21 protein-coding genes are annotated in these 23,317 nt (G+C 63.5%); 2 read left to right on the forward strand and 19 right to left on the reverse strand.

The window, feature by feature from the left end; genetic code table 11:
* Positions 1 to 18 precede the first annotated feature (18 nt).
* Complete coding sequence (locus CFB89_RS33430) at positions 19 to 432, reverse strand: antirestriction protein (protein ID WP_256979845.1); 414 nt, start codon at positions 430 to 432, stop codon at positions 19 to 21.
* A 177-nt stretch (positions 433 to 609) separates the two neighbouring features.
* Between CFB89_RS33430 and CFB89_RS33435 the strand changes: the two genes are divergently transcribed.
* Together CFB89_RS33435 and CFB89_RS33440 are read left to right on the forward strand one after the other, a co-directional pair.
* Positions 610 to 2,598: a ParB/RepB/Spo0J family partition protein gene (locus CFB89_RS33435; protein WP_089471770.1), complete on the forward strand. Its 1,989-nt coding sequence runs from the start codon at positions 610 to 612 to the stop codon at positions 2,596 to 2,598.
* Between the two features lie 190 nt (positions 2,599 to 2,788).
* Positions 2,789 to 3,631: a DUF932 domain-containing protein gene (locus CFB89_RS33440; protein ID WP_089471771.1), complete on the forward strand. Its 843-nt coding sequence runs from the start codon at positions 2,789 to 2,791 to the stop codon at positions 3,629 to 3,631.
* A gap of 33 nt (positions 3,632 to 3,664) precedes the next feature.
* Here the strand turns inward: CFB89_RS33440 and CFB89_RS33445 are convergent, their stop codons facing one another.
* From CFB89_RS33445 to CFB89_RS33525, 18 genes are all read right to left on the reverse strand, one after another.
* The gene (locus CFB89_RS33445; RefSeq protein WP_089471809.1) at positions 3,665 to 4,231 is read right to left on the reverse strand and encodes a hypothetical protein; all 567 of its coding nucleotides are present in this window, start codon (positions 4,229 to 4,231) and stop codon (positions 3,665 to 3,667) included.
* Between the two features lie 749 nt (positions 4,232 to 4,980).
* Positions 4,981 to 5,802: a hypothetical protein gene (locus tag CFB89_RS33450; protein WP_089471772.1), complete on the reverse strand. Its 822-nt coding sequence runs from the start codon at positions 5,800 to 5,802 to the stop codon at positions 4,981 to 4,983.
* Positions 5,802 to 8,831, reverse strand: a complete 3,030-nt coding sequence (locus CFB89_RS33455; RefSeq protein ID WP_256979846.1) for an LPD7 domain-containing protein — start codon at positions 8,829 to 8,831, stop codon at positions 5,802 to 5,804. Before CFB89_RS33455 ends, CFB89_RS33450 begins: the two co-directional genes overlap by 1 nt.
* Position 8,832: 1 nt before the next feature.
* Positions 8,833 to 9,234 (reverse strand): plasmid mobilization relaxosome protein MobC, encoded by a 402-nt coding sequence (mobC, locus tag CFB89_RS33460; protein ID WP_006749850.1) that lies wholly within the window; start codon positions 9,232 to 9,234, stop codon positions 8,833 to 8,835.
* Between the two features lie 29 nt (positions 9,235 to 9,263).
* Entirely contained in the window at positions 9,264 to 9,869 is a 606-nt protein-coding gene (locus CFB89_RS33465) for a phospholipase D family protein (protein ID WP_089471774.1), read from the reverse strand.
* Positions 9,870 to 9,881: 12 nt separating this feature from the next.
* Entirely contained in the window at positions 9,882 to 10,532 is a 651-nt protein-coding gene (locus tag CFB89_RS33470; RefSeq protein ID WP_089471775.1) for a hypothetical protein, read from the reverse strand.
* Positions 10,533 to 10,574: 42 nt separating this feature from the next.
* Positions 10,575 to 11,081 (reverse strand): hypothetical protein, encoded by a 507-nt coding sequence (locus CFB89_RS33475; protein ID WP_089471776.1) that lies wholly within the window; start codon positions 11,079 to 11,081, stop codon positions 10,575 to 10,577.
* Positions 11,078 to 11,818 carry a StbB family protein gene (gene stbB, locus CFB89_RS33480; protein WP_089471777.1) on the reverse strand — a complete coding sequence of 247 codons (741 nt, stop codon included), beginning with the start codon at positions 11,816 to 11,818 and terminating at the stop codon, positions 11,078 to 11,080. Before stbB ends, CFB89_RS33475 begins: the two co-directional genes overlap by 4 nt.
* Before the next feature lie 36 nt (positions 11,819 to 11,854).
* Positions 11,855 to 14,746 (reverse strand): DUF5710 domain-containing protein, encoded by a 2,892-nt coding sequence (locus CFB89_RS33485; RefSeq protein ID WP_089471778.1) that lies wholly within the window; start codon positions 14,744 to 14,746, stop codon positions 11,855 to 11,857.
* Complete coding sequence (locus CFB89_RS33490; RefSeq protein WP_089471779.1) at positions 14,739 to 17,036, reverse strand: type IV secretory system conjugative DNA transfer family protein; 2,298 nt, start codon at positions 17,034 to 17,036, stop codon at positions 14,739 to 14,741. The genes CFB89_RS33485 and CFB89_RS33490 overlap by 8 nt, the downstream gene beginning before the upstream one ends.
* Positions 17,033 to 17,746: a FadR/GntR family transcriptional regulator gene (locus CFB89_RS33495; protein WP_089471810.1), complete on the reverse strand. Its 714-nt coding sequence runs from the start codon at positions 17,744 to 17,746 to the stop codon at positions 17,033 to 17,035. Before CFB89_RS33495 ends, CFB89_RS33490 begins: the two co-directional genes overlap by 4 nt.
* A complete protein-coding gene (locus CFB89_RS33500) occupies positions 17,743 to 18,861 on the reverse strand; it encodes an ATPase, T2SS/T4P/T4SS family (protein ID WP_089471780.1) in 1,119 nt (372 codons plus the stop codon). The genes CFB89_RS33495 and CFB89_RS33500 overlap by 4 nt, the downstream gene beginning before the upstream one ends.
* Positions 18,862 to 18,892: 31 nt before the next feature.
* Entirely contained in the window at positions 18,893 to 20,095 is a 1,203-nt protein-coding gene (virB10, locus tag CFB89_RS33505) for a type IV secretion system protein VirB10 (RefSeq protein WP_089471781.1), read from the reverse strand.
* Positions 20,088 to 20,927 carry a TrbG/VirB9 family P-type conjugative transfer protein gene (locus CFB89_RS33510; protein ID WP_089471782.1) on the reverse strand — a complete coding sequence of 280 codons (840 nt, stop codon included), beginning with the start codon at positions 20,925 to 20,927 and terminating at the stop codon, positions 20,088 to 20,090. The genes virB10 and CFB89_RS33510 overlap by 8 nt, the downstream gene beginning before the upstream one ends.
* Positions 20,924 to 21,811 carry a virB8 family protein gene (locus tag CFB89_RS33515; RefSeq protein WP_089471783.1) on the reverse strand — a complete coding sequence of 296 codons (888 nt, stop codon included), beginning with the start codon at positions 21,809 to 21,811 and terminating at the stop codon, positions 20,924 to 20,926. The genes CFB89_RS33510 and CFB89_RS33515 overlap by 4 nt, the downstream gene beginning before the upstream one ends.
* Entirely contained in the window at positions 21,808 to 21,933 is a 126-nt protein-coding gene (locus CFB89_RS35620; RefSeq protein WP_256979847.1) for a hypothetical protein, read from the reverse strand. The genes CFB89_RS33515 and CFB89_RS35620 overlap by 4 nt, the downstream gene beginning before the upstream one ends.
* Positions 21,934 to 21,999: 66 nt before the next feature.
* On the reverse strand, positions 22,000 to 22,359 hold the full coding sequence (locus tag CFB89_RS33520; RefSeq protein WP_089471811.1) for a hypothetical protein: 360 nt from the start codon (positions 22,357 to 22,359) through the stop codon (positions 22,000 to 22,002).
* Positions 22,360 to 22,384: 25 nt separating this feature from the next.
* A complete protein-coding gene (locus CFB89_RS33525) occupies positions 22,385 to 23,314 on the reverse strand; it encodes a type IV secretion system protein (protein WP_089471784.1) in 930 nt (309 codons plus the stop codon).
* Between the last annotated feature and the right edge of the window lie 3 nt (positions 23,315 to 23,317).

Below are 23,317 nucleotides of genomic sequence, written 5' to 3' on the forward strand. Positions count from 1 at the left end.
CCGAGCGCCGCATGTCAGTTAGTCAATGGCGCGGAAAATTTCCCGGGCCTCCGGATGCGTTGCCGCGAACTCGCGCAGCAGATGGAAGCGGTCGTAATAGACGTCTTCCGCGAACGTCTCACCCATATGGCACAACGCGAACAGCGTGACGACGATGCCGAATGCCTCGACGCCCATCGTGCCTTCGTAGCTGTTCAGGTTCCAGCGTACCGATACCGGCGCGGCCATCTCCGGGGCGAGATAGAACGCGCCATTCGACACGCGGAAAAACTGCCAGTGGCTGCCGTTGTACGACGAGCAAAGGCGACGCGCCCAATCGAATACAAAGGCCTCGCCGTGCAGGTAGCGTGCGCCGAAGTAGTGCGGCAGGAAGTGCATGCGCTGTTCTTCGACGACCAGTTCCGAACGAATCTCGACAATGTTTTGTTCCACGGGTTTTCTCCGGTTAAGGACCGCTGCGATGTGCTGCGGCCATATCGATATATTAGGGCATAAAGACCGTACAAGCAAGAGATATTTTATTTTTATTCTCCCCTATAACGGTCATAATGTCCTATACTGGTTTTGTGGCCGTGGCGTCGTGCTACGGTCCTTAACCGGAGAAAACCCGTGACTGAAACTGCAACGATTGAGATTCCCAATGGCGAGGCCTTCGCGCCGATCCAGTATGTGCGGCTCGGCACGCTGCGCGTGTCGCCGCGCAACGCGCGCAAGAAGCCGCCGACGCGCATTCGCGAACTGGCCGACGACATTGCGTCGACGGGCCTGCTGCAAAACCTCGTCGTGCATTACATCGAGGACGAGCCGGGCGGGCATGGCGTCTGTGCGGGTCAACGTCGATTGGCTGCGCTGGACTTGCTCAAGAGCGAAGGCCGCGCGACCGATGACACGCTGATCCCGGTGCGCATCGTTTCGATTGGCGAGGCCTTGGCAGTGTCGCTCATCGAGAACGCGGAGCGCGAAGGCATGCACATCGCCGACCAGTGCGAGGCCTTCAGCCAACTGGCAGCGGAAGGCCGCTCCATCGCGGATATTGCGGCTCGCTTTAGCGTCGCAGAGCGAGACGTGCGGCGCGCGCTGAAACTCGCGAGCGTCGCACCGAAGTTGCTCGACGTGTTTCGCGACGATGGCATGACCTACGACCAGGTGTGCGCGCTCGCGTTGAGCGACAACCACGAACAACAAGAGCGAATCTGGTTCGACGCCAAGCAACCGTGGCAACAAAGAGCGAACGAGATTCGCCGGGTTATCACGCAGGAGGAAACCCACGCCAGCGATAACCCGCTCGTCGCGTTTGTCGGGCTGGATGCCTATGAATCCGCAGGCGGATACGTGCGTCGCGATTTGTTCAGCGATGCCAAGAATAACGGCTATATCAACGATCTCGAATTGCTCAACCGGCTCGCCGTGGAAAAGCTGAGCGCGGTTGCGGTCGACGTCGGCGCGGAGGGATGGTCATGGGTCGAAACCAACGTGCAGCGCGATGGCCTGCAACTGGCGAAGTATGGGCGGTTGCGTCCCGAGCAGCGGGAGTTCACCCGCAAGGAAAAGGCCGAGTTCCGCAAGCTCGAAAAGGCCCGCGACGAGGCGCAAACGGCGTTGAACGCGTACTACGACGCGGAAGAAGGGGACGACGACGACGCGAAGCGCGAAGCACTGGAGGAAGCTTCACAGGCTGCCGATGAGGCGGTGGATGCCTACGCGGAGCGACGCAACGCATGGACCGACGAACAGAAGGTGCGCGCGGGCGCGTATATCTGGCTCGACTACACCGGCGGGCTGCAGATCGAGCGCGGACTCGTCAAGCCGAGCGAGAAAGCCGCAGTGAAAGAGGCGGGCGTCGCCGGTGCCGAGCGGATCACGCCCGAGAAGGCCAAGCCGCTGCACGGGGAAACGCTGTGCGAACGGTTGACGGCGCACCGCACCGCTGCCGTCCAAGCCGAATTGATGAAAAAGCCGACCGTCGCGCTGGCCTATCTGATGTTCGCAATGGTGCCGCGCGTGTTCTCGGAGCACTACACGGGGGCTTCGCGCGATGCGCTCGACGCACAGTTCACGCCCACCCATGATCGCCTGCTGCGCGTGGCCGACGACATGGCGGACAGTCCGGCATGGCAGTTCATCGACGGCCAGCGCCAGAAGTGGCGCGCCATGCTGCCGACCAAGCTTAACGGCTTGCTGCCGTGGCTGCTGTCGTGCTCGGAGGACGTGCTCGCGAACCTGTTCGCATTCTGCGTCGCCGCGAACGTCAATGGGTTGAGCCGCTGGGACAGCCCGCACGACGTGAACGCGCTGGCCGATACGCTCGAACTCGACATGGCCGCGTACTGGAAGCCGACGCGCGCCAGCTATCTGAACCACGTTTCGAAGCAGCGCATCATCGACGTGGTGACGCAAGCCGTATCGGCCGAAGCGGCCGCGCCACTGGAAAGCATGAAGAAGGGCGAAGCGGCGGCCGCCGCCGAGCTGCGGCTCGCAGATCGCGGCTGGTTGCCGGAAGTGCTGACGAACCGACAGACGGCGCGGTATTGGGAGGACGACGAGGAAACGGACTCCGGCGAGCCGAGCGTTGACGCGTCCGAGGAAGGGGCGGATTGATGCCCTGAACAACGCAGACGCCCCCGCAAGGGGGTGCCTGATCCAGATGACCTAAGAGCCTGTCGGCCGCTGGGCGACGGGCGGAATATCCATTTTCGAATGGATATTTTTCTTGTTTAAACGGTCATTATGTCCTAATATATCGACATGGCCGCAGCATATCGCAGCGGTCCCAATCCGGAGAAAAACCGTGTCGATTACCCGCCTTTCTCGCAGCTTCGCCCACCACGCCCCGTCGCTTCGCTCGGATTCGCCGCTGTCGAATGACCAGATCGCCAGCGTCGCGCCGTCGATCCTCGCGACCGAGGCGCACGCCAGCCGGTCGGAGCGCTATACGTACATCCCGACCATCGAAGTGCTCGACGGCCTGCGCAAAGAGGGCTTCGAGGCGTTCTTCGTGTGCCAAACGCGTGTGCGTGACGAAGGCAAGCGCGAGCACACGAAGCACATGATCCGCCTGCGCCACGCCAGCCAGATCAACGGCGCGGAAGCGAACGAAATCATCCTGCTCAACAGCCACGACGGCACCAGCAGCTATCAAATGATCGCCGGCATGTTCCGGTTCGTCTGCAAGAACGGCATGGTCTGCGGCGACACGCTGTCGGATATCCGCGTGCCGCACAAAGGCAACATCGTGCATAACGTGATCCAGGGCGCTAACGACGTGCTCGACGGCTTCGACCTGATTCGCGAGCAAAAGGAAGGCATGCAGGGCGTGACGCTGAAGGCGGAGGAACAAGCGCTGCTCGCTGAAGCCGCGTTGTCGCTGAAGTACGAACCGAGCGCGGACGTGCCCGCGCCGATTACGCCCGATCAACTGCTGCGCGCGCGCCGGACCGAGGATCGCGCTGACGACCTGTGGACGACGTTCAACCGGATTCAGGAAAACATGATCCGGGGCGGGCTGCGCGGCCGGTCGGCCACGGGCCGCACGATGCGAACCCGCGAAGTGGCCGGGATCGACCAAAACGTGAAGCTCAACCGTGCGCTGTGGGTGCTGGGCGAAGGCATGCGCAAGCTCAAGCAGGGCTGAGCCCCGATCCGCAGCAACCCGAGACGACCCCGCTTAGGCGGGGTTTTCGTCCTTGGGCGGATCGAAAGGATTCGGCCACAGGCTTTTAACCACGGCGTCCGCGCGCGCGCGGCGCTGGTCGGGTGTCAACAGGCGCTTTTGTTCCCGCGTCAGATCGGCAGTGAGCCAGTCGTCAGGGAGCTTGGCACCGACCGGCGCAATCACACGTCGCTCGCGTACAGCGGGAACCGGCGTCGCCGTGTCCGGAGCGGCCCCGGCATCAGTGGCAGTCGCGACAACAGGTGCGGGCGACGGATGCGGCGCTTCTTCCGTCCGGCTGACAACCGGGCGGGCTTCTGGGCGTGCCGCCTGCGAGGGGCGAGCCACGATGCCGCGTTCGCGCCGGATTCTTTTGAGGGTCAGAGCAAAGGTTTGATAGGTGAATTCGAGGCCGGTAGCGGCAAGGTCTTGAATGATCGCCGTATACCGGACGCCCGCGCGGATGGCTCGCTCGACGCTATCGAACACGTCGCGAAGCTGGGCGGTTTTCGACCGGCCATCAGACGCGGCCGACAGCGCATCGAGCCGCTGTGCACGTTGTGCGGAGATTTGGGCGTCCATCTGACCGCTCCCTGTGGAAAGAATCGGCATCAGTATGCCGCGAATGATCGAAAGATGCACCAAGAACGATCAACCTCTGATCCCCCCTTATCTGCAAGCTATCCAAAAGTGATCCAAAAGCGATCCATTTTGATCCGGCAATGACCTATCGTCGGGCGGTCGGCTGGAAGCCCAGGCACGACAGATATGTAAACGGAAATGCTGACGCATTTCCCTTTCCATATCCCGTGCTCCAAGGGGATGCCCCTTGGAGAACCCGGCCGGCTCCGCCGGCGGTGCAACATCGCGCTCTGCGCGATGTTGCCGGCGCACCACACGAGCGCGGCCCCCATCCTGGCAAGCTGGTTTTCAGATCGAGTGACGGACCGCTGGCCGTGCTGCGCCCACGCCCTCCGTGCGCTTGAGTCACCCCGCCGTTGGGGGCCGTCAAGGCGCGTAGCGCCGGGCATGCCCCCGCTTGCGGGGGCGTGGATTTGACTTCCCTGCGTACTGATAAAACTGCGCTGATTAAGGTCCGACAATTAAGCGCTGTTCATCCCGACAATTAATAGCGTGCACATGACCCATCGGCGCAGTGCGCAGCTCAAATCTGTGGATAAGTCGCCTCGATGGCAGTCTGTGGGACGCAATCGTGAAACGACGAACGGGCTGGCCGTGGACCGATCGCGCGCACACGCGCGCCGGCGCCCGCTTGGACGTCAGCGCCAGGCAACCGGATCAGCGGTGGTGGAAGATGCGGGCGCGGCCCGCTATTCGAGTTCGCTGCAGGCGACGTCGTAGCAGCGTTCGCGATCCCAGTCGGGATGAAGGGCTTTCAGTATGCCGATACGGCGTGCGATCGCTTCGCCGCGATCGGTTGCCATCGTCGACGTGTCGGCGGCCGCCGGCGCGCGCGCAGTGCGTCGACGCTGCAGGCGTTGTGCGATTCCGCTGAGCGCGAGCGAGGCCTGCGCCTCGGCGCGGCTGTCGCGCAGCTGCTCGCGTTCAGTTTTGGCGGCCGCGGCCGCAGCACGATAGCGGCGCATCACGGCCTTGCTGCGCTCGTGGCGCAGCCATTTCGACATGCCGAATGCGCCGAACAGCGCCGCCGGCAGCTGGCGAAGTGACGCCAGGCCGCGATAGCCGCCGTCTTCCGTTCGCTCGGCGCGCTGCTGGGCCGTGACGAGCCCGGCGTGCAGCAGATCGCGCATCGCGCGCTCAGCCCGACGCACGGGCAGGCACGCGTGCTTGGCCAGGAACGACATCGTGACGTTCATGAACCCACCGTCGCGCTGCGGAATGCCGACGCGCAGGCTGGCCAAGTCGAGATACTTGAGCATCGCGCGCAGCAGCTGCACGCAGGCGACGCGACGCTCGAGGCGCTGTTGGCGATCGCTGCCGTTCGCTGCGTTGAGGGTCGGCAGGTGCTGGTCGGGATCGTTCAGGTACGCATCGAGACGGTTCTGCATCTCAGTCAGGATGCGCGGGCGGCCGCCGCGCAGAGCGGGCGCGTGCGATGGCACCGGCTCGGCATCGAGCGGTGCGGTGGCGGTATAGGCGCTTACGGGTTGCGGCCGATCGTGATCGTGCATCAGAGGGTCGGCTTGCTGTTGTCGGAAGGCGTAGGCTGGTCCGGCGCCGGTCGCTCTGGACGCGGCTGCGGATTGCCCGGCGCGCCGGCGCTAGGCGTGCCAAGGACGTCGCGCACATGCTGGTCGACGCGGGCATGGCGATAGTCGTCCATCGCGCGGTTCAGCCGCGCGTCGCTGAACTGCACGCGCAGTCCTGCGTCGACGGCGACCTTGGCGGCGGCCAGCTGGTGCGCGTCGTCGCCGGCGAGCTCGAGCGTGCGGCCGAACTTGCTCTGCGCCAGGCGCAGCCCGGTTTCAAAAGCAGACCGGTCGGCCTGCAGGACTTGCACGCTGTTGCCGCGATCGCGCACAACGTCGCGGCCGTCGTGCCGATAGGTGACGTGGCCGCGCTCGTTGACTGACCAGGACAAATCGGGCGACCGGAAAATGATTGCGTTGTGTTCGTCCTGGTCGTGCGACCGAGGCGTGTTCGGCCGAATCACGTTGAACGCTTCGTCGCCCGCGTCAACGTCGGCCGACGACCGCTCAGGTCCAGCCGTTCGGCGCAGCTCCTCGAGCGCCCGCTCGTCGCCTTGCTCCGCGCGGGTGCGCAACCAGTCGGAAAAGCTTGGGCCGCCTGCAGGACCGAACTGCGCCTTGAGCGAGGCCCGCTCGAGCGCGATCGACTCTCGCAGCGCGTCGTCACGGCCCAGCTGCTCAGCGCGCGCCAGCGACGTCGCAGCGCGCCGGTCCGCCGGCGAGAGTCGCACGTCTTGCTTGATGGCGGTCCGCTTTGTCTCGAAGGCGGAGCGGATCTCGCCGCGGCGCTGCTGTTCGCTGGCGCGCTGCGCAAGCCACGCGTCGCTGCGCGCGGCGACATGCGCCTCGCGCGCGACGGAATACTCGCGCCAGAGCGCTGCGCGCGGCAGCTCGCGTGGCGCGGGAATCGGCTCGCCCGCCTGCTGGCGCTGATACACCGCGCGCAACATCGGCGCGGCCTCGCGCCACGACAGATTCAGCTCTTTCGTCAGGAAGTCCGACACGTTCAGCGCGCGCTTGCCCGCGCGAATGCGATCGGCGCCGTCGCGGCCGGTGACGACCACGTATTTGGCCGGCCGAACGCCATGCGTGTGCGACAGCTCGGCCAGCAGCCGGCGCGCATCGAGACCCTGGCGGATCGCGCGAAACTCGCCGGCCTGGCCCGCGACGTCGTCGCGCTGGCGGCGATCGCGCGCCAACTGCGACAAGACGTTGTCAGACACGCGGCCGGTGTGGCGCGGCGTGTTGAATGCGTCGTCGCCCGCCCGTGAACGGCGCGAGCGATAGGGCGCCACGTCGGCCGGGATCTCGAGCGAGCGTGGCGCGATCGGCCGGGTGGCATCGAGATGGAACGGCACGTCGTATGGATCGAGAAACGGATCCGGCCGGCGATCGGAAAACCAATCGGGCGGCGACATGCCGGTGGGCACCTGCGTCGCCGGCGGCCGCATCGGGGGCAGCTGGTCGAACGGGTCGCCGAAGGCGTAATGCGCCTCGAGCGCGCGGTGATAGGCATCCAGCTCGTCCGGCGTCGGGCCGCTTACTCGTTGCGCTGCAAGCTCTCCATCGCGATCTGGATGCCATCGCATGCCGTCCGTGGATACGGCGCCATCTGGCTCCAGCTGGTGAAGCGCATGATCCGGCAGTAGCACTGCAGATCCACTTCCGATGCCGTCCACAGGGCGGCCGGGCACGTTTCGCAGACCGTCGAAGGGTTCGGCCGCCGGGCTCGACTCAGCTGGGACAAAGTCAAACTGTGCATCGAGGTCGTCGTATCCATCGGCGAAGCGCCCTGGCGCATCGCTGGCGCTCCAGTCGGACTCCCACTCGGCGGCATTGACGTCGAGTTCTCGTGCGCCTGCGTCGAACTCGTCGAAGGCGTCGGGCGGCTGGGGGCCGTATTCAAATGCGCTTCCATTTCGTCGAAGATGTCCTTCGAGGCCTGGGAGGGTGTCGTCTGCTCGGTCATGATGTGCCTTTAGGTGTTGTGCGTAAAAGCCGCGTTCGAGTTCCGCGAGCATCAGCTGGCGGTCGTGGGGGGACGATTCCTGGTAGCGCTGGTACTGGCGGCTACCGCTATTGAGGTATTTCAATTCGCGCGCGCGCGACCCGTACCATTCATCGAGCAACGCTGTGACTTCGTCCGGCGTGCGGCGCGGCGCGACGCCATCCTCGTACTGGTCCGCAGCGTCGGCCGACAGCGCCTGCAGTTTCTCGGTGGTCGGCAGTTCGATGAATGCGGGCGTGAACACGTATTCCTTCAGGTTCACACCCTTCTCAGCGCCGGCCGGTTTCACGTTCGGATACGAGTCGTCGCGGCCGGCGTTCCGCATGCGCACGGCACCGTGCTCGTGCAACAGCGCCATGAAGTCGTCATGGTTCTCGATCTGGCGATCGAGCACTGCGTCGAGGATCTGCTCCTTCAGCTCCCGACTGTTCGCGCGGAACAGATCCCCGCGATAGCGGCTGATCATTTCCGACGCGTCAGTCAGCAGCGTACGGCGATTGTCCTTCGGGCTCGCGAGCCCGTACTTCGCGTTCGTGTGTTCCTGGAACGCGTCGATGAAATGCGTGTTGTGCTTGTCGAAGCCGAACGGGCGCAGCGTATGACCCGAAATGAGGTTCAGCTTCGGAATCACGATATGGATGTGCGGCTTGCGCTCGACCAGCTCGCCGGTCGCCTGGTCGACATAGCTCTTGACGCGCGGCAAGTGCGCCTCGGCATAGAAGCTGTATTCGTCCGGACGGTACGCGTGCATCGCGAACGCTTCGAAATCGCGGGCGATCTGAAACAGCATTCCGCGATCGACGTGATCCTCTTTGAACGACAGGGTGATCGACAGGTAGCGCTCAACCTTCGGTGGTGCGTCGATCGACTGAATCACCGCGTCAGTCAGGTCGAGATCACCGACGAGCACGACCCGCTCGTCCAGGTCATCGCGATCGAGTTCTCGGCCGACCTTGCGGCCTTCCTCGAGATACTGTTTGACGCCGTCGTGGCGGCCGGACACCCTAATCAACACGATGGAGGTGCGCCTTCAGTAGTTGCGTAATCATTTCCAGCTCGTCGACCAGCGCGGCGAACGTGGATTCGGACAGGTGGCCGGACACCCGCGCCGTGTTCGCCACGTGGGCCAGCTGATTGAGGTTGTTGCCGGTCTTGTTGATCACGTACATGATCCGCTGGCGCTCGACGGTCACCCGCGGCCGCTCGACGATCTGCGTGCGGTTCGTGAGGATGCAGTCGCGCAGGAATTCGGATGAACTCATGCCCGAGCGCTCGACCTTGTCATTGAAGATCTGCCACTGTTCTTCCGTGAGCCGCGTGCTGACCGGCTTGCCGAGCGCCGACTGAGCCTTCCTGCGGCCGCGGCGCTTCGGTTCGGTCAATACATTGAGGTCGTCGTTGCTCATCGTTCACTCACCGGTCTACAGTTCGTGTCTCAATACGACGAGCGATACGGCTCGCCCTGCGACCACCGGCTTTGCCAGTGAGCCTCGTACGCACCAGCGAGCGACGGGCAATTGGCAATCACCACCGCGTTCTCGCTATTACGACGCGCAGCAGCGGTGCTGTAGTTGTATGACCCTGTCTCGACCGTTTCGCTGTCGGCCACGATGTACTTGTCGTGATGGATCGCGTATGCCGACACCGTGCGGACGGGAATGCCAGCTTCGACGAGTAGATTCAGCGCAGCCTGGCCAGATCGGGCACCGCGGCCGCCCGTGTTTTCCTTCGCATCGGCGATCACGGCGACGTCGACGCCGCGGCGCTTCGCCGCGATCAACCGCCGCACGACGTCGGGTGACGTGAACGTATAGGCGGCTAAGTGCACGCGCGAACGTGCCCGATCGAGCACGTCGGCGACGAGACGTGCTGCGCTGCCCTCCGGCGAAAATCCGACTTCCGAACTGCAGGTTCGACCGGCCGCTGCCGGCCGGCTCGTCATCGACGACCATGGGGCAGTGAGATCGAACGCGCGTGCCGAGTTGGCAACGACAAGCAGACCGGCAAGCGTGACAGCGCGAAGGATTCGACGATTCGACATGATCTTGTCCCCTTACCGTGCGGAGCGGTCGATCACATTTACCTGATGAGGGCTACGCCACGCGAGCCGATCCGGTTCGGTCAGGACGAGCGACAGGTCGCCGGTACCCGGCACACGAGCGGCACGGCGAACACCTTCCCACCACCCTTCGACCACGTAATCGTGTGCGCGACGCCGGCAGCCGAACATCGACGCGAAGACGAAATAAACGAACGCGATCATCGCGCCGAACTGCCAGAACATGGTCCAACCGCCCGCCAGTTTCGCTTCGGACGCGGAAAATAGCGCGTGAAGCGCATGCCCGGCACCGAGCGGTTCACCCTGAATGCTCAGGACGATGATGATCGCCTCGATCGCGAGCGCGACGGCGACGCTGACGATGGCCAATCGCACGAACGTACCGAACTCACTAATCGCGGTCAGCGCACCCCGCCACCATTGGCGATCTATTTGGCGTTGAACGTCGGCGACGACATGCTCGCGAATCGTCGTGACGGGGATATCGTTCAGTCGGACTTCCCACACGATTGAGTCCGTCAGTACGAAGGGTTTGGTGGTCGACGTGCGCCGCGCGGCAGGCTTATAGAGCATCGCAAAACCCACCAGCACAACAACAACCAGCATCGGGATGAACACTTGGAGAAACAGCTGTTTGCCGTTCATGAATGAACTCTCCTCTCAAAGACTTCGTGTTGGTATTGGGGACTAGATGCCGAAAAAATGGCCGGCCGCCCACACAAGCGCTGCGCCTGCACAAAACGCGGCGGCGATCTGCCCGGCGAAAGAGCCAAGCGCCCCGAGCGGCGAACGAACGGATCTCCCAGACGCAATGTGACGGGCCGTGCGATCGTGTGATTCGACCGCGACGCGCAACTGGGCGAGCGCGTCGACCACTTCCGCGGCCGCCGCGCGACGCGCCTGGTCGGCGGCCTTCGCGGCAACTTCGCCGACGAAGGCCTGACGCGCCTGCGTGACCAGTTTCGTCAGCTGGGCGTTCTCATCACGCAACGCCTGCACGGTCGCGGTCAACTTCTGGTCGGTGGATTCCATCAGCGTGACCACGTGGTGTTGTGCGTCCACGACCTTCATCTGCTCGATCAGGATCTCGGCCAGCACCGCCAGCTCGTTCGACGCCGGCATCGTGGCGAGCACCTGGCCAAGGCGCTCCGAGGCCTTGGCCGTGCGATCCGATTGCGGCGTCGGGTCGCTCATGCAACGACTCCCGCCAGCAGCGCGTTGAACGCGCTGTCGAGCAACGGCTCGATCGACAGCGCCTTACGCTTCAGGCTGACCAGTTTCACGAGGCGATCTTTCTCCGCGCCGGTCTTCGCGTCGACCAGCTGCGCCTTGTAGTCGACGCCGTCCGTGGCGATGTCGTGAATCGTGCGGCCGGCCGCCGCCGCAAGCGTGAACACGTCATTCTTCGGGACCAGCGCATCCTCGTTCAGCACGAACGACCCCATCCGTTCGTGCAGCTCGAAAAGCTGCCCGAAGTGACGACGCAGCGTGATTTCGCGTGCCTCGCTCTTGACCAGCTCGACCTTGTTCAGCAGCACGCGGATCCGCTCGGGCTCCACACCGAGATCGGCGAGCATGTTGATCGTCTTGATCGTGTCCTTCAGCTGCTTGCTTTCCGGCTCGACCGGTACGATGAAGCACGCATAGTCCTCTTGCGCACCTTCGGACGAGTCGAGGCGGTTCAGGTATTCCTCGACGTTCGACGCACCAATGTCGACCAGCAGTTCGCGGCCCCGCATCAACTCCTCGTGCAGCTCGTCGAAGCGCGCGGCAATCATCACTTCGACCTTGGCGCCGGCCGAGTCGTCGGTGTTGATCGACTCGATCTGGCGCACCGACATATGCGGCAGCCGTGGCGCCAGCAGCTCGCGCGTCAAGGTGGTCTTACCGACGTTTCCTGTGCAGTTCACGGTTGCAAAGCTCAAACTCATTTCAGATTCCTCGTGTAGATAGGTGCGACCAGGCGCTTACATCACGCTCGGCGTTTGGCCACGGGTCGGTTGTTGTTCCTGTTTCGGGCCGTTCGACGGGTTTGTGGTCGGCGCGGCCTTCGGTGCCGTCCATGCCGCATGCAGCTCGGCCGCACGTTTGTCGATCTCGGCCGCACCCGCATCGCGACTCAGCTCGCCACGCGCAATACGCGCTTCTACCTCGGTGCCGGCCTGCATCCGCGCATCGAATCGGTTCAGCACTTCGGCGCGCTGCCGGGCGGGCATCTTCTCGATGACCTTGCTCAGCTGCTCGCGCATCTGCGCGACGGTCAACGACTCGCGCTCTGGCGCCTTGGATTCCGCTGGTGCCGGGCCAGGCGACGTGCGCGTCACTTCCCACGCGTTACGAATAGCGTCCTTGGGCTCCGTGCCGATCACCTTGCCCGCTTCATCACGCACGGGCGCTTGAACTGTGACGGGTGTCTCGCCAAGGTTTTTGAGCGAAATGGCATCACCTACCTTCGCGCCGGAGACCTCCATCGCCCGTTTGAGATCGACGCCCCAGACCGTCTGCTCGGTGCCAGCATCGTCCCGATACCGCACGAAATACGAGTACGACGCGTCTTTCTGGTGCTGGTATCGCGCACTGCCGTGCTCGAGTAATTCGCCGGACAGCGAGTCCGTCGGCTTGGCCGCCGCCTCCTGCGATTGCGCGACCTTCGGCACATCAGCCACGGCGGCTCGCGCCGGCGTCGCTGGAGTGGCAGGCGCGGCTTCAGCCTTCGGCGTCGTATCCGTTTTCGGGCTGACGGTCGGCTCGGGTGACGTGCCGGACTTGATCGTGAGCGCCGCGCGTTCGCGCTTCGCCGCCTCGAGCAACGCGAAGTCCGCTTCCTTCGGCCTGAAGTTCTTGACCTCGATGCCGCCGTCGAGCGACGCCTCGATCCATGCGTTGCGCCGGAACGTCTCACTGCCCTTCACCGTGATCGAATCGATGTTCTTCGCCTTCATCACGGCCAACATGTCGGCGATCGTCCCCCGATCGTTCTGCTGCGTTTTCAGGCGCGAGCCGACGTCCTCGAAATGTGGCTTCGTCGTCGGCTCGCTTCCCGGCTTTGCCCCCATGCCGTCCAGCTTCCAGAACCGCCCTTCCTTCACCATGTAGCGCGATGCGATCTGCGGCGGGATCGTGTAGCCGTCTCTCGTCGTAATCGGCTTGCGCAAGGACGGATCGACGTCGATCTGGTTCTCGCCGGCGTCGACGTCGACCGTGGCCGCCGGCGCACCGGTGGCAACATCCTCCGCCTTCGGCATGGGCCTACTCTGCTCGCGCAGCAGCGTTTCGGCTGCCGCGCGCTCGCTGGCGCGCACTGCGCCGATGCGCTGCAGGTCTTGCGGCGACACCGTGTCGAGCTCCGGACGCACCGGATCGTTGACCGGATTTTTCGCGTCCGGCTCGTTTCTGGCGTCCGACTGCGTGCGCTTGATCTGGGTGTCGACCTGACCAGGCTGGATCGACACATTCATGGACTTGTCGTTGACGGCTTGGCCCGGCTGGACGTCCGGCTCGTTCGCCACCGTTGCGCCAACTGTCGATCGCGAGGTGTCCTGGGTCACGGATACCACGTCGGCCGTCAGCCCGCGGCTGCGCATCGCGTCGTCGATCGGCGTTGCATCGGTCACGCCAGCGAACGTCACGGTCCTGCCCTCCGACGTGACAGCCGGCGCCGGTTGCGCGACGACCGGCTCTGCCGGCGACGGCGTGCGATCGCCCGGCGCGGTGTCAACCGCCGCGGCCTCGCCAACATCAGCAAACGTGACGGTCTCGCCGTCCGATTGCGAGACCGGCCCCAGTTCGCCTATCTCCTGGCCTGCCTCGGGCGCGCGCTCCCGCATCGCCTCATCGAGCTCGAACGCTTCGGCGATGTCCGCGAACGTCGCAATACCGTCGTCGCGTTCCGGCTCGCGATGACGGTGCGCATGTGATGGCTCGCCCATGATCGGTTCGACCTGCTGTTCATCGTCCACCGGGTCGGATTCCGTCACATCGCGCACGGGTGTACGCTCGTCGACCTCAATCGGGCTCAACTCGGCTTCGGCGCGCAGCTTGCTCAGCGCCTCGGCCGCCAGCGGCGGCAACTCGTCGGCGGCGAAGCCCGTGCGCGTGCGGATCTGCTCGCCGATCGCGCGATCACCGGCTGCAGCGTCGTTGGACTTGCGCCACGCGTCGCGATGAATCGACTCGAGCCGATGCTCGAGCGCGAGCGTGCGGTTCACTTCATCGCCGCGAAGTGTGACCGTCGTCGCGATCGACTGAATCATTTCGCGGTAGCGGCGGCCAAGCGCCGCATCGTCGAGCGCCGGACGAGCACGCCGGGCCGGCGCCTGGCGCGGACCGCGCCGAGCGACACGCCCGGCTGTAGCCGGAGGTTGCTGCGCGCTCTGCGCCGGCGCATACAGGTGCTGACGCTCCGCAAAATACTGATTCCGCGCCAGGCGCACCGCTGCGCGCACTGCGTCGATCGCATCGAATGCGGAACCGCCTTGGCTCTGAATTTGGTCCCGTGCCTGCAACGCGGCCCGTTCCTCGGCACCACGCACCGATTCCCGGACGAACTCGCGTGCCTCTTCGATCGGTTGCCCCATCAAGTCACTCAGGCGAACAGCCTCGCGCTCGAAATCGGCCTCGCTGCCGTATTCGTTGGTATCCGATTCCACCGCACGCGCAGCGTCAGCGGCCCGCTCTCCGGCCTTCACTTCCTTCACAGGCATCCAGCGTGCGAACGGCGCGACGTCAGTGCCACCCGGCACGTACCACTTCTTCGAGCGGCGATCGAACTTCGCACCCAGCTCGTTCGCCGCGTCTTTTTCCTTGAACGGCACATCCAGATATGTCCGTTCGCGTTTCGGTTTTTTCTCGTCAGCCATGCGCCACCTCCTTCACTTCGTTGTCTGCCGGCGCTGCCGGCTCAATCGGAGAATCGGCAGCAACCTCCGTCGCTGCCGGGTTGAAATCGAACCGAATGCCGGCCAGCATTTCGCGAACGTCGTCGCGCACCAGCATGCCGAGTTCGGCCAAATCGGCCTCGAAACCGGCCAGCGCCATGTCGGTCGCCAGCGGCCCCGGCTTCTGTTGATCGAGTGCCAGCAGCTCGGCCGCGGTCAGCGGCTTCGCGCCAGCCTGCCGCGCGAGCCGGATTTCGCCGGCAGCCTTCGCGGACAGCGCGGCGTGGTACGTCTCCGGGTTGTTGAGCGGAATGCCAGTGGCGCGCAGCTCCCCGGCCTGCCAAGCCGCCTTGATCTCGTCTTCGGTCGGCAGGCGCTTATCGATTGCCGCCAGCATTGGACTGACCGAGCGCATGCGGTCGATGAACAAGTCATCCTTGTAATAGGTCGCCTTCTCGCACAAGATCGGCCGCTGGAAGCCAAGCACGATTTCCTCGTGCTGCTCCATGCGCTTCAGTTCCTGGTCCAGCATCAGCGCACGGCCCTGGTCAGACGTGCTCGTTCCGGTCGACGTGTTGCGGCCGTGATTGCGACTCTTCGATGTCGCCTTTTCGGTGAACGTGCCGAGCGTCTCCGACAGTTCCTTTGCGTCGTGCTGGTTGCCCGGTGCATACGCGACCAACACGGCATGGTTGGTGATCAGCGTGCGAGCGCCCGCCGGACCGTACAGCTCGTTCGGCTCCAGCTGCGCCTGCGACTGCAGGATCGTCAGCAGGCGAATCCAGTAACCCGCGATGAACGCATTGCCCTTGTCGAGCACTTCGATCCGGCCGAGCGCGGTGAACTCGTCACCGATGGCCAGACACTGAAATTTGATGGTTGGATCCGCGCCCGGCAGCACGTCGAGGTTGTCCTCGATCAATTGCGTATAGAACAGGTTGCCGAGCAGGCTTGCGACCGCGATTTCGCGCACTGGCATCACGATGTAGATCGACGTCAGCTCCCGACGCACGCGATCTAGTTCGAAATCACACGCGCTCGTCGCCTGGTCGACGATCGGGTTGCTGAACAGGCGCAGGCCAGCGTTGAACGTCGCGACAATGTTCAGCATCGTCTCGTCAGGCGACGCCAGTACGCGTGACAGTGCGCCCAGGCAGTCGCCCGACAGCGGCACGCCCTTCTGAGGCTCGTGTTGCATCAGCTCCGTCAGGTGTTCGCGCACCTTCTTGTCGGGCGTCGTCGCGAGCCGCAACACTTGGCCGAACGTGCAGTCGCCAGTCATTTCCATCAGGTACAGCGCAAGACCCATGAACAGGTCTGCTGCCTGTTCGTAAAAGAACTTGTTGCGCGCGTCGGCCGTGTGATACAGCCGTGCTGCGATCGCCTGCAGGCGACCGACCCGCACGAAGGGCGGGCTCTTCGCGATCTTGAACAGCGGATTCCAGCGATGCGTGTAACCCTGCTGATCGAACGGCGCCCAGCGAAACACCTTCTGTCCGCACGCCTGCCGATAACGCGACGTCAGGTCGAAGTTCTCGCCCTTCACGTCGAGCACGGCAACCGAATCCGAAAAGGTGAGCAAGTTCGGGATCACGATGGCCACGCCCTTCTGCGACCGCGTTTTCGCGGCAACCATCACGAATTCAGTTCCGCGAAACGTCAGGTACTTGCCCTTGTACCGGCCGACGATAATCGTCGGATCGCGGTAATCACCTTTCTTACGTGTGCGGCCGTTCGCTTCGTCGAGCAAGCCATAGCGGCGGATTTCGTAGCCGTAGGCAAAGCGGGCGTCGCCGTGCAAGTCGCGCTTCGGCTTCATCACCAGCGCAGCGATTACCGCCGCGACCGGGACAAGCGGCACGAGGATCGACGCCGCGGTGGCGATCTGCAGGGAGCGCTTCACGCCTTTTACATCCCCGTAAAAGTGCCAGTAGTCGCGCAGCGTCCAGATGCCGATCACCGAATCCGGCAATTTCTCCAGTTTGGCGAACACCGTCGCGCCGGCAAACTGGCCTGCTACGGCCAGCGCCGTCAACGCCACCAGCGCGAACAAGCCGCCAGCAACGACGCGATCGAACGTCGTCGCCGTTTTCAGCAGAACGGCGCTCGCACATACTGCCCACAGCATGCATAGCGCCATCATCAGCCCGATCACGGCGGCGATTTCGACGGGATCAGTCATCGCGTCGAGATGGAGAAGACGGCCGGCGCCCAACACGGCTGCGCCACTGACCACGCTCAGGATCACGGCCACAATCAGACGAGCTTTCATCGTTGCGCCTCCCCACCCATGACCGGGTATGGCAAATCCCAGCGGTTCAGCCGCTCGATGCCCGCGCGTGCCGCGCTGGCGTCCCCGTTGCGGATCGCCGCCTCGAGCAACACAAGCGCCTGGCGCTCACCGTCCGAGATCGACGGTGCGCCAGCGTCCGGATCAATCGCGTGATCCGGAGTTGGTACGAGACACGTCAGCTGCTGCAGGACTTGATTGGCGCTGGCCGCGAGAAGCGCCACATGCAGCTCGTGGCGCGCATCGAGATAATCGGCGCGCGATGTCGCGGCGAGCCGGGTTGCACACGCGATCGTGATACGGGCGCGTTCCGCCGGGCTCGCATGCCGGGCAGCGTCTGCGGCCGCGATCGGTTCAAGTACGGCGCGAATTGCCGCGATGTCCGCCACAAAGGTCGGATCCGTCGCACGAGCCAAACGCCAGCTGACAACGTGTCGATCGACGATCTGCCACTGCCTCTCGTCGACCACGCGCGAGCCCACCTTCGTACGCACGTCGACGACACCACGCGCGACCAGCTGGCTAACCGCCTCGCGCAGCAGCGCCCGGCTCACACCCAGTTCCTGCGCGAGGATCGCCTGCGACGGCAGCGCCCCATTCGCGTCGCACAGCGCCGGAATCCGCTCGGCTAACCAGTCCGCGGCCGCGTGCGGCGGCCGTTCAAGCCCACTCACTTCCACGCGCGCGTTCATGCCAGCCCCCGCAGCAGCTTCCACTTCGTGACCGGATCGAAGTAGATTTCCTTGAGTTGCTTGTTTTCCATGTAAAGCACGACGTCGATCGTGGTTTTCACCTCGCGCATCAGGTGATCCCACGTCAACGTCTGGCCAACTGGGCTCTGCTTCACAAGCGTGGCGATGCGCGACAGCGCGGCGATCGCATCGTTCGCGTGCACGGTCGTGATCCCTCCTTGGTGGCCGGTGTTCAGCAGGGTCAGGTAATCCCACGTCTCGTCGCCGCGCAGTTCGGCGAGGAACACACGGTCGAACTTCATCCGCAATGTCGCCTTCACGATGCGCCGCGCCGGCAGCGATTCGCTGTAGAACAAATGCACGTGGTTCGGGTGGTACGGTAGCGGCAGCTCGTGCGTGTCTTCGATCGTCGCAACACGAGTCTCCGGCGGCACCAGGTCAGCGAGCGCCTTCGTGACCGTGGTTTTGCCGGACCCCGTGCCGCCGACGAGCACGATGTTCAGGCGGTTGAGGATCGCCAGCGTCAGGAAGCGCTCAACGTCGCGCTGCGCAAGCGCGTCGAGCATTTCAAGCTCGAAGCGCTGCAGCGTGACGACGGCCGGCGCCGCAAGCGCCTGCGCCGGATTGAACACGGGCGTCGCGCTCTGCACGTCGACATCGCCCGTGTCCAACTTGGCGACCGCGCCATCGACCGCATGCCCGACAACATCGCGAAACTTCGACGAGAACCCACTATCCACCAGCTCAGAAACCGCAAACCGGGTCGAGCTCGGCACACGCATCGTCAGCGACACGGTTCCAGGTTCACAGGCCGGCGGGATCACGATCTGACCACGCTCGCCGTCAGGCAGGCGCACCGGCTTTTCAGGCTCGGCCGGCGACAGCGGGGGCTTTGCCTTGTTGTAGATCGCAAGCGCCGGCGCGAATTGAAGCAGCGCCTCCAACGACGCATTCGGCAGGTCATGCCGCTGCCAGCCATCGCGCGTCTCGGTCCAGCCCTCATAGGGCCGGTTAATCGCGACCTCGGTTACACCAGGCCGCTTCAGCCACTCGCCGATTCCGAGAGTCTTGAGGTGACTGCGTACCGTGACGCTGTCGTCATATCGCATGTTCATGAGCACTCCGATGAAGGGATGTCGGTCCGAGTCAGGGCGTGGCCAGCTCATACACGTCGGAGAAGTCGACGTCGCGCGCAACGAAAATCGTCGTCACCGATCCGTACTTCGAGTAAGCGGTCGGCGGCACGTTGATCGTGTTCTTCAGCGTTTCGGCCGCCACCGATTCGCCAGCGCTCGACGTGTTGTTGAACTGGATTCGGTTATCGCCGCTACCCGAGTTCGAGGCGAGACTCGACAGAGCCTGGCCGGCGTCGCCGATCAGACTGACCATCAATGCCCCACCAAAACGAGTCCAGAAGTGCGTGTCGACATAGGCAGGCAAGCCGCTGCCGCCCAGTGCATCCGCCGCCGGCGAGTCGAGTTGAACCTTCACACCTGCCGGTGTCGTCAGGCGCGTCCAGATCACGAAGATCCGGGCCTGACCTTGCATCAACGCCTGTCTCTGCTCGCCCAGCACTTCCGAACCGCGCTCGATCAGCAGCACCTTGCCGTTCGCCGAATACACGTCCTTCGACACGGCGCACGTCGTCATACCTGGATAGTCGGTGACGATCTTCGAGTTCTGTACACATGGGATCGTGGTCCCCGCGATCAGCAGCATGTCACGGGACGGCATAAGCTCAGCCTTGACCGTGTCGAGCTTCGACGCCCGAAACTTCGCGTCCAGGCCATCCTTTGCGTATTCGACCTTCGAACCGCCGCCACCGAGGGCATTCGTACCACCGGGCGTCTTCTGGTCGTCGAACTTCAGCACTACGTCGCCATCGAGTTTGCGCATCGCGGGCGTCTCGACTGCACTGGCCGGCACCGCCGCCCCTGTGCCACCGGCCGCAGTGGTCGCCGGTACAGACGCGGCGCTGGCAGCATCGGCATGCGCGGGCTTCGCGAGTGCTTCGCTCGCTGCGGCAGCGGCCGCAGCCTCCTCGGCCTGCTGCTTTCTGATCCTCGCCTGGTCGCCCGCGAAATCATGGCGATCGTCGGACGGCTTGTCCTTCGCCGCCTCAACCTTCGCGGCCTCCGACTCCGCATGTTGCTGCGCCGTCCAGCGCTTTATCGCAACACCGACCGCGACCGCGCCGAAGATGAGAATCAGCACGAGTCCGATCACAATCGGCAGCAGCCGAAACGGGCTCTTGCGCTTCGTGCGCCCCACGCCCGGCACACCACGCTCACCGATACCGGTGGGTTCCACCGGCGCCGGAACGGCATTCTGGTTCATGTCGTTATTCACCGCTCGCCTCCTTGTGTTTCACGAGCCGCGCCGTGCCGGGAATCGTGGTACCCGACGGATTCAGCTGGCCGTCTGGTCGATATGCGTTGTTGCGGATGCCCAGCACGGCATCATTCAGGCGCAGGTTGAATCGGCGAGCCGTGTCGTGGACGACTAGCACCGGTCCGCGCACGTCATCAGGATTGACCAGACCTTCAGAGCCGTCGTCATACACGCGATAGATCTTCGGGAGGTCACGGCTGGTCTTGAATTCGAAATACGTGAATCGACCGTCATCCCACAGAGCAGTCGGGGCCAGCGCCGTGTCGCCCTGCATGTCATAGTCGGAATTGCTGGTCGACGCCGCGTTGCCGGTCTGCTCGAGCAGCGCGCGCGCTTCGATCGAACGCGCTGCAGCGGCCGCCGACGCCGTCGCACGCGTATCCGGGTAATTGAATGTCAACGACCAAACCGCCTCGTCGTGCTTGGCTACCGGAACCAGCTTCAGCACGTAACGACGCTTGTTCGTCAGCAGAATCAGGTTCGTGCCCGCTTTCACGGCTTTCGGTTTGAAGAAAAAGCCGTTGCCGGCGGGGCCAGCAGTCCACGCTTTGCCGTCACCCATGCCACCGCCGTCGAGTTTTTCGCCCTTTTCGAACTCGATGACAGTCGCTTCACCTGGGCGATAGGCGATCTGATAGCTCTCGGTCGGGTCATACACCGCGCAAACGATGTGCGGGTCGCTACCGCACGCACCCGGCACGACCTGGGCGACGGCCGACTGAGCCATCGCAAACGCAGTGGCGGCGGCAACCGACGTCATAGCTACCGCTTTCCGGAATTGAGCATTCATCGGCTGGCCCCTCCTTGCGTGTTCGCCGGCGCCGATTCTGGCGACGTCGCGGCCGACGGAATCATTGCTGCGCCGTCCGGTGCATTACGTGTCCAGTCGCGGTCGACCGAGTAACTGGTGACGCGGAATCCGATCGGGTTCAGCACTTGTTCATTGCTCTTGGTCGGCAGATCACCCACCTCGTACGTGATCGTCGCGACCCAGTATTCGGTCTTGGGCGGTTGAGGCGCAGCACCACCCTGCGTCGACAGCGAAATGGTTTTCTTCGAGAAGAAGACCTGCGCAGTGGTCCCGACGAACGTAATCGCACCAGGTTGAGCAATCACCCGGTACTTGTCCTGAAGCACGTTCAACGGCGAGTTTTTGCGGCCGTAAAGCGCTGCGTACAGCGTCTGCTCGCGCGGCGAGTTCATCAGCGTCACGGTGTCGTACGCATCCTGGATCGTGTACCAGTCGTAGCCTTCACGCAGTTTCACGTAGTCCCGCAGCGCCTTGCGCACTTCGAGTTCGCCGAACGTCACCGAGCCACTACGCGCAACGTCGATCACTTGCACGTCGCCCGTCGCGGTGTTGTCTTTGATGATCACGGGCGGAGTTGGTCTCTTTAGTTGTACTAATGCTGCAGAACCAAGAATCGAAGCGAGCGCGACGAACATGGCACCGCCCGCGACGCGCCATGCGATCTTCGTCATGTTTTCCTGCATGCTTTGCTTCGACTTCTCGAATGCGAGCGCCTGCTTGAAATACGTGCGCGCCATTTCGCGCGGATCGGCTTCGGCAAGTTTGGTCGCGAGGTTCTGCAGCATCGCCGCATAATTGCCATCGGCCACAACCGCGGCCGGCATGCCCTGCACCTCAGTCGATTTCTTCTTTGGCCACTTCATTGTGCGTTCCCCAGTGTCGTATGGTTCACGGGCATCCACGGCCCGCTCGGTTGCGTCGGCTTTGGCACCGACGAGCACGCCGCAAGCAGGACGGCGCTGCAAAGCACGACGATGAATTTCATGTTTCGCTCCTATGGTTGGTTCGCCAGCTCGTACCGGAAACGCACAAGCTGGCGGACAAGCCGTTGTTAATTGCCCTTCTTCTGGTATTCGGCACCAGGGGCCACGAGGTGCCCCGATGACTTATCGATCGTCAGCGCTACGGGCACGCCGGCCATCACCATCAGTTTCCCGTCCGCATAAAGAGCCGATGAGCGCTGCAACCTGAACGCATCTTTCGCGCTCTCTGCGGCGAGATTCGGCACTTTGCTTGCGACGTAGAAGTCGTTCCCATCACCATTACGGCTGATCACCATCTGGGGCGAGCCGCGGCCGCTGAGCTTCTCCCAGTTGCCAACAAACTCCTCGCCGTCTTTCTTTCCGCAACCGAATTGCGTCAGCGTCACGATGACCATCGTTGCTGCTGTCACGAATCGAAGTGCCCTCATTACCCTCTCCTGGTAGTTGTCAAGATCATGCGCGGCCAAGCGAGTTGCTAGGCGCCGACGCTCCACCTCGGCCTCCGCCCATCAACTTCATCGCCTTCATGGCGGCACTGGCCGCGTTGCCGATCTTACCGACCATCGACGAGATGCCAACGCCACCAGCCAGTTGCGAGGCCAGAGACGGCATGCTCAAAGAGACGACAATGAACACCAAGCCGGCGCCGACGATCTTTCCCTCAATGGCGTAGGTCAGCATGACGTCCTTCGCGCTGAAGCTCGTCGGCAGCACCGATGTCATGAACCGCACTTCGATTGCGCCGAGTGCCCCGAACAAGGCGACGAGAATGCCGTAGTTCAAGCACTGTCCCACCCAGTTCTGAAAGAACTGCCGTGTAGCCGGGAACAGCGCCGCGACAACGAAGGCCGGGCCGAGCGCGAGCAGTAATCCCAGCGCAAATTTCGCGAGGATAATGTATGCGGCGGCGATAGCAAGGAACGGAACACCAACCAAAATGATGCACGCCGCGAGCACGGATACCTCGATATAGAGGCCGATGTCGGTAATGCTGAGTCCTTCGTACAAACTCTTGATTGCGTCGAAGTAGAGACTCAACAGCGTGTCGAGGCCGTTGCTGAGATCGTTCCCCCCCATCAAGGCGCGGCTGAGATCGTCGCCCAGTCCGTTGAAGAACGGCACTACGTATTCGCTGTAGTAGCTGATGTTCATCCCCGCCGTGAGCACGGCGGCCCACGCTGCCATCTTCAGCAGGAAATCCACGATTGGCTGATTCTCGTGGCCTCGCCAGTACGACACCAGAATGAGAAGCACGTAGAGGCTGAAGCCAGCAGCGACCAGCGGACTGATCAACGAGATCATCTTGGCCGAGCCAGTGCTGATCGTGTTCAGCACGTCCTTGTCGAACGCATTGAACATATCGGTAAAGATTGTCAGTTGCATGGC

The sequence above is a fragment of the Burkholderia sp. AU16741 genome (assembly GCF_002223345.1).
In the GTDB taxonomy this organism is placed as follows: domain Bacteria; phylum Pseudomonadota; class Gammaproteobacteria; order Burkholderiales; family Burkholderiaceae; genus Burkholderia; species Burkholderia sola.

Bases quoted from the DNA above. Each gene is read 5' to 3' on its own strand.
- CFB89_RS33515 (WP_089471783.1), bottom strand. From the start codon at position 21,811: ATGAAGTGGCCAAAGAAGAAATCGACTGAGGTGCAGGGCATGCCGGCC.
- CFB89_RS33510 (WP_089471782.1), bottom strand. From the start codon at position 20,927: ATGAATGCTCAATTCCGGAAAGCGGTAGCTATGACGTCGGTTGCCGCC.
- CFB89_RS33485 (WP_089471778.1), bottom strand. From the start codon at position 14,746: ATGGCTGACGAGAAAAAACCGAAACGCGAACGGACATATCTGGATGTG.
- CFB89_RS33500 (WP_089471780.1), bottom strand. From the start codon at position 18,861: ATGAACATGCGATATGACGACAGCGTCACGGTACGCAGTCACCTCAAG.
- mobC (WP_006749850.1), bottom strand. From the start codon at position 9,234: ATGAGCAACGACGACCTCAATGTATTGACCGAACCGAAGCGCCGCGGC.
- CFB89_RS33520 (WP_089471811.1), bottom strand. From the start codon at position 22,359: ATGAGGGCACTTCGATTCGTGACAGCAGCAACGATGGTCATCGTGACG.
- CFB89_RS33475 (WP_089471776.1), bottom strand. From the start codon at position 11,081: ATGAGCGACCCGACGCCGCAATCGGATCGCACGGCCAAGGCCTCGGAG.
- CFB89_RS33450 (WP_089471772.1), bottom strand. From the start codon at position 5,802: ATGCACGATCACGATCGGCCGCAACCCGTAAGCGCCTATACCGCCACC.
- CFB89_RS33525 (WP_089471784.1), bottom strand. From the start codon at position 23,314: ATGCAACTGACAATCTTTACCGATATGTTCAATGCGTTCGACAAGGAC.
- CFB89_RS33495 (WP_089471810.1), bottom strand. From the start codon at position 17,746: ATGAACGCGCGCGTGGAAGTGAGTGGGCTTGAACGGCCGCCGCACGCG.
- stbB (WP_089471777.1), bottom strand. From the start codon at position 11,818: ATGAGTTTGAGCTTTGCAACCGTGAACTGCACAGGAAACGTCGGTAAG.
- CFB89_RS33465 (WP_089471774.1), bottom strand. From the start codon at position 9,869: ATGTCGAATCGTCGAATCCTTCGCGCTGTCACGCTTGCCGGTCTGCTT.
- CFB89_RS35620 (WP_256979847.1), bottom strand. From the start codon at position 21,933: ATGAAATTCATCGTCGTGCTTTGCAGCGCCGTCCTGCTTGCGGCGTGC.
- CFB89_RS33445 (WP_089471809.1), bottom strand. From the start codon at position 4,231: ATGGACGCCCAAATCTCCGCACAACGTGCACAGCGGCTCGATGCGCTG.
- CFB89_RS33470 (WP_089471775.1), bottom strand. From the start codon at position 10,532: ATGAACGGCAAACAGCTGTTTCTCCAAGTGTTCATCCCGATGCTGGTT.
- CFB89_RS33490 (WP_089471779.1), bottom strand. From the start codon at position 17,036: ATGAAAGCTCGTCTGATTGTGGCCGTGATCCTGAGCGTGGTCAGTGGC.